This window comes from Thermoanaerobaculia bacterium (assembly GCA_035260525.1).
Lineage (GTDB): Bacteria > Acidobacteriota > Thermoanaerobaculia > UBA5066 > DATFVB01 > DATFVB01.
Genome location: DATFVB010000295.1, coordinates 1 through 5008 on the forward strand (window position 1 = coordinate 1; position 5008 = coordinate 5008).

At 69.7% G+C, this 5008-nt stretch carries 5 protein-coding genes; 1 reads left to right on the forward strand and 4 read right to left on the reverse strand.

Going from position 1 to position 5008, the window contains the following annotated elements; translation table 11 throughout:
- Both VKH46_14300 and VKH46_14305 read right to left on the reverse strand, forming a co-directional pair.
- A partial coding sequence (locus VKH46_14300) for a chloride channel protein (protein ID HKB72016.1) occupies positions 1-1261 on the reverse strand: 1261 nt, incomplete at its 3' end.
- A complete protein-coding gene (locus VKH46_14305; protein ID HKB72017.1) occupies positions 1258-1749 on the reverse strand; it encodes a MarR family transcriptional regulator in 492 nt (163 codons plus the stop codon). The genes VKH46_14305 and VKH46_14300, both read right to left, overlap by 4 nt.
- A 133-nt stretch (positions 1750-1882) precedes the next feature.
- Between VKH46_14305 and VKH46_14310 the strand changes: the two genes are divergently transcribed.
- Positions 1883-2374 (forward strand): hypothetical protein, encoded by a 492-nt coding sequence (locus VKH46_14310; protein ID HKB72018.1) that lies wholly within the window; start codon positions 1883-1885, stop codon positions 2372-2374.
- A 269-nt stretch (positions 2375-2643) separates the two neighbouring features.
- Here the strand turns inward: VKH46_14310 and VKH46_14315 are convergent, their stop codons facing one another.
- Together VKH46_14315 and VKH46_14320 are read right to left on the reverse strand one after the other, a co-directional pair.
- A complete protein-coding gene (locus tag VKH46_14315) occupies positions 2644-3672 on the reverse strand; it encodes a molybdopterin-dependent oxidoreductase (GenBank protein HKB72019.1) in 1029 nt (342 codons plus the stop codon).
- Positions 3659-4426, reverse strand: coding sequence for a cytochrome b/b6 domain-containing protein (locus tag VKH46_14320; protein ID HKB72020.1), 768 nt, complete (start codon positions 4424-4426; stop codon positions 3659-3661). The genes VKH46_14315 and VKH46_14320 overlap by 14 nt, the downstream gene beginning before the upstream one ends.
- Between the last annotated feature and the right edge of the window lie 582 nt (positions 4427-5008).

A 5008-nucleotide genomic window follows, 5' to 3' on the forward strand; every position in this document is an offset into this window, starting at 1 on the left:
GCTGCTCGACCATGTTTCGCGGGGAGAGGAGACGGGATACGGTCATGGCGAGAGCGACCGAAAGCATGAGCGGCAGCACGAGGCCGTAGTCCCCCGTGACCTCGACGACGATCAGGACCGCCGCGATCGGACATCGCAGGACTCCCGCGAAGAACGCGCCCATCCCCGCGAGCGCGTACGCGCTCGGGGCGATGCCGGCCCCGGGAAAGAGCAGCCGCATCGCATGGCCGAGCGTCGTGCCGAGCGCCGCTCCCATGAAGAGCGAAGGAGCAAACGTCCCGCCGATCACGCCGCAGGACAGCGCGATCATGAAACCGGCGGTCTTGGCGCCGAACGCGACGGCCGCCGCGGCCCCGGATCCTCCTCCGCGGAGCCAGTCCGAGACGGTGCCGTAGCCGACGCCGAGGATCGCGGGAGAGAGAAGGCCGAGCGCGCCGATCAGCGCACCGCCGGTGCACGCCCGCGCGGCGGAGCTCGGGATCCAGAGCCGCATCCGCTGCTTGAGCCGCTCGATCCCGCGCATCGCGACTCCCGACGTCCCGCCGGCGAGGACGCCCAGGATGGCGAACCCCAGGAGCGCCCGGACGCCGGACCAGACGGCCGGAGGCGCGGCGAGCACGGGCCGCCCGCCCAGAAGGACGGTCTCGACGACCGCCGCCGCGACCGCCGCGACGATCGCGCCGCCCAGCACGCCCTTTTCGGCGGTGCCGAGGACCTCCTCGAGGGCGAACACGACGCCGGTGATCGGCGCGTTGAAGATCGCCGCGATCCCGGCCGCCGTGCCCGCGGGAATCATGCCTCGGACGACCTTGCGCGGGAGGTGCAGCCGGCGTGCGATGCCGGCCGCGAGACCGCTCGCGACGACGACGATCGGACCCTCCGGTCCGAGGGGGGCGCCGGAGCCGAGGGAAACCGGCGTCAGGAAGAACGTCGCGGTGACGCTCCGGAAATCGAGGAGCGAGGAATCCTCGCCGTACGCGCGCCGGACGCGCGCGAGGTTGGCCCCGCCGGCGCCCGGCGCCCAGCGGCGGATGAGGAGCGCGATCGCGAGCGCGACCACAGCGGGGGTCGCGACCACGAGGATCGGCCGGAGGGCGCCCGTCCGCGCGAGCGCGGGAACGATGAACAGGTCCTGCATGAACTTCACGAGCGCGTGGAATACGTAGGCCGCCAGGCCGCAGAGCGCGCCGATCGCGACCAGGGTCGCGAGGAGAAAGCGCCGGCTTCCGGCACGGACCCGCTCGAGGAACGCCGCCGTCATCGAATCCAGGAGCGCGACTGTTCCTCGAGGTCTCCCGCAAGGCGCCGCAGGACGCGCGCGGAGGCCTCGAGGTCCGCCGAGGACATCGAACCGAGCATCCGGCGCACTCCCGCCTCGACGGTCCCCGCCTTCGAGCGGTTGACCGCGCGCCCCTTGTCGGTGAGCGTGAGGATCATCCGGCGGCGATCCCGGGTGTCCGCGCGCCGGGTGAGGAGGCCATGGTCGACGAGGCGTGTCAGCACGCCGGTCAGGGTGCTCGGATGCACGTGCAGGATCCTGGCGAGATCGCCGGGGGAGATCCCCGGGATGTGCCCGACGATGCGGATCACGAGACGCTGCGGCCCGGTGACGCCGAGCGAGCGGCCCATCCGCTTGGAGGCCGACTGAAGGCCGTGGTCCACCGCCCACAGCAGGCGCAGGAACTCGACCGGCGCGCCGAGCGAAGCGGGAATCTCCGGCGTTTTCGATCGGGAGGCGTTCTTCTTCATCGCGGCTCCATTCGTCGGAGGTCCGACGGTCTCATCGTATCGCGAGAGGAGGAGCTGCGCCTGCATGATTCGGAACTCGAAGGAACCATGAAAACTCCGGCCGGCGCGGACGCGCCGGCGTATGCTCCCGTTCGTGAAAGTCGGACGGACGCTCCTCGCGGCGGGGCTTGCGGCGCTTTTCTCGGCGGCGGCCGCGGGGGCTTCGCCCCCCGCTTCCCGGGAGGGAGCGCGGGACCTGGCGCTCGCGCCGGACCTCTCCTTTACGGACGATTCGAGCGCGAATTTCCCGATCCGGGGAGCGGACCTGGCCTCCGGAGAGCTCGCCGCGGACCGGCCGACCGTCGTTTTCTTCGGAACGTCCCATTGCTTCAACACGAACCGCGAAGCCGAGCGCTTCGTCGCGTTCTACGCGCGTCACCGGGACGAGGCCCGCTTCCTGGTCGTCGATCTCGACCACGTCGCTGCCGGGCAGAAACCCCTCGTCTCCCGCTTCTATCGCGGCTACATCCCGACGCTCGCGTTCGTGGCTCCTTCGGGGACCGTCGTCTACGACCGGTCGGGAGAGACGTCGCCCCGCCGCGGAGACATCGCCGCCCTGGAGCGGATCCTGGCGCTCGCGCGATAAGATCCGCGCCAGAAAACACCGAAACGGGGGACGAAATGGCGGACGAGGTTTCCGCGCGCGCCCGGCTGCTGAAGGGCTGAGGCCCGCTACCCCGCGAGGCCGGAATGGCGGTTTGCGTGCGCTCTGTGACTGACCGTGAGGCGCGGCGAGGCGCGAGCCCGACGGGATGCGGGTTTCCGGCCGGCCGTGAAGGCGTACCGAAAGTCGTACGTCGAGCGGCCGGCTGGGAAGACGCGCCCGTCCGGCTCGATGCATCGCCGCGCCTGCTGCTAGATGCCGTCGTACTTCGAGTAGCCCTGGAGATTCCAGTAGTCGGGAGGCTCCGACGCTGAATACACGATTCTCGTGATCGCCTTGATGTTCTTCAATCCGAGCTTCATCGGCGCGAGCAGGCGAAGCGGCGCGCCGTGCTCGACCGAGAGCGGACGCCCGTCCTGGTGGGTCGCCAGCAGCGTCTGCGGGTGGCGTGCGGTCGGGAGGTCGATCGACACGAAGTACGGATCGGGCTCGCCGTCGCCGTCGAGGTTGACCGCCGATTCGAGCTTCGCCCACTTCGCGCCGGGCGCGGGGGGATGGGCCTCGAGGAAATCGGCGAACCGCAGACCGCCCCACCAGCCGATCGCGCTCCAACCCTCGACGCAGCACAGGCGCGTCACCTGGTCGCGATGGCGGAAGCGCGAGAGGAGGTCGTCGATCGTGAGCGTCTCCTTCCTTCCCGAGGCGAGCCCCTCGACCTCGAGCGTCCAGTCCGGGATGTAGTCGGGATCGGGCGTTTCTCCCGCATAGTTGTTCGGGACCGGGGTCCGGTCCCGCTTCCGGTACGTTCGAACGAGCCGGCGCGGGCTGTAGAGGGCCTCCGCGACGTCGTCGTCGAAGGTCAGCGCGCGATTCAGGACGTTCTCGCGGCGCTTCGCGCTCAGGCCGAGCCGTCCCTCGATCGAATCGAGGAACTCGCGCTGGCCGTCCGTGAGGACGTTCGCCCGCGTGTCGTCGGGGAGGAGGCCGTAGAAGGCCGCCGCCGCCGCCACGGCGCCCGCCCCGAACAGGAAGAAGTCCCGGCGGCTCTGCCGGCGCAGGCGCGATGCGGGGACGACGATGACTTTCGTGCCGTCGCCTCGTGCGGGAGCGATCCGCTCGCCGTCTTCGGGAGAAGCGGTCCCGGCCGGCGCTGCCGTCTCCGCGGGAGCTCCGGTGCTCGGCTTCGGACCCTCCGAAGCGGGCTCCGGCCGCGGCGGATTTGCGGGATCGGAAGACGTCCCGGAAGGCGCCGCCGCGTTCGGCTCCTCAGGACCCGTCATCATCCTCTCCTTGCCGAGCTCTCGCGGACCAGCCGACGATCATCGATCGGAACGTGTCCCAGCCGTCGGCGATCACGAGCACGACGTGCGGGATCACGAACGCGACGAAGAGCCAGAGCAGCAGGAAATGCCAGAGGCGTGCCCGGTCGTACCCGCCCAGGAGCCGTTCGAGCCAGCCGAGCTGCGCCGGCTTGTGGATCGCCCAGCCGGTCGCGACGGCGAGCGCTCCGGCGAGCGGCATCGAGACGTAGCCGAGCTTCTGGAGGGCGTTGTACTTCTCCCGTATGGGGGGATGAGGCCATCGCCGGCGGAAGAGCTTCGCGGGGACGAGGCCGCCGTAGTAGCGGATCATCGCGAGCGCGCCGCCGGCGTCCCTCGGCCGCGGAACGAGAGCGCGCCAGCCGCGCCCGAGAAGGAGGCCGGCGAGATAGAGCAGCCCGTTGGCCATGAAGAGATACGCGAAGAACCAGTGCAGGCGCAGCGCCTCGGCGAGGATCCCGTGCCCGAGGCTGAAGTGGTCGTAAAACCAGTTCGGCGGCCTCGCAAACCCCCGCTGCCCCGGAACGTGCGCGACGGCCCACTTCCCGATGTCGGCGAAGTAGTCCGTGTTCCCCGTCGTGTCGGGTGGGTGCTTGACGACCGGCGACGCCCAGTAGATCGAGAGCCCGCTCGCGATCATCATCAGCAGGATCGGGATGTTCAGCCAGTGCGAGATGCGCACGAGCGCGTGATGCTGGACGACGATTGTTCTCACCGGCTCACCGCCGGTTGTTCTCACCGACTCACCGCCGGTTGTTCTCACCGGCTCACCGCCGGTTGTTCTCACCGGCTCACCGCCGGTTGTTTTCACCGGCTCACCGCCGGTTGTTCTCACCGGCTCGCCGCCGGCCGTGGGGGTCGGTTCGCCGGAAGAGGTTCGTTTCGGCAGCGCGTCGGTCGGTTCTTCGGGAGCGACGGTTTCCTTGACCGGAACGGTTTCAGCTTGCACGGTTTTGCAAATTATAGGGCCGACCTTGCGAGAGCAGGCGGAAGCTTAATCCGGGAGATTCCTGGAGCCATTCGGGCGCGGCCAGACGGGTTGGAAGACGGGTTCGGCGGGCCTGCCGCCGGGCGAGGCGTACTGAGAACGTACGTTGAGCCCGTCGGCAGGCCCGCCGGGCCCGTATAACGACCCGTCTGGTCCGCGCCTCCTACAGCGGAAGACGTTTGTCTTCGCCGAGCAAAGCCTCGAACTTCTCAGCCGGCAGCGCCGGACTGAACAGGAACCCCTGCACCTCGTCGCACTGCTGCTGCCGCAGGAAATGGAGCTGCTCCGGCGTCTCGACTCCCTCGGCGA

Coding starts and splice junctions, on each gene's coding strand:
- VKH46_14305 (HKB72017.1), bottom strand. CDS start 1,749: ATGAAGAAGAACGCCTCCCGATCGAAAACGCCGGAGATTCCCGCTTCG.
- VKH46_14315 (HKB72019.1), bottom strand. CDS start 3,672: ATGACGGGTCCTGAGGAGCCGAACGCGGCGGCGCCTTCCGGGACGTCT.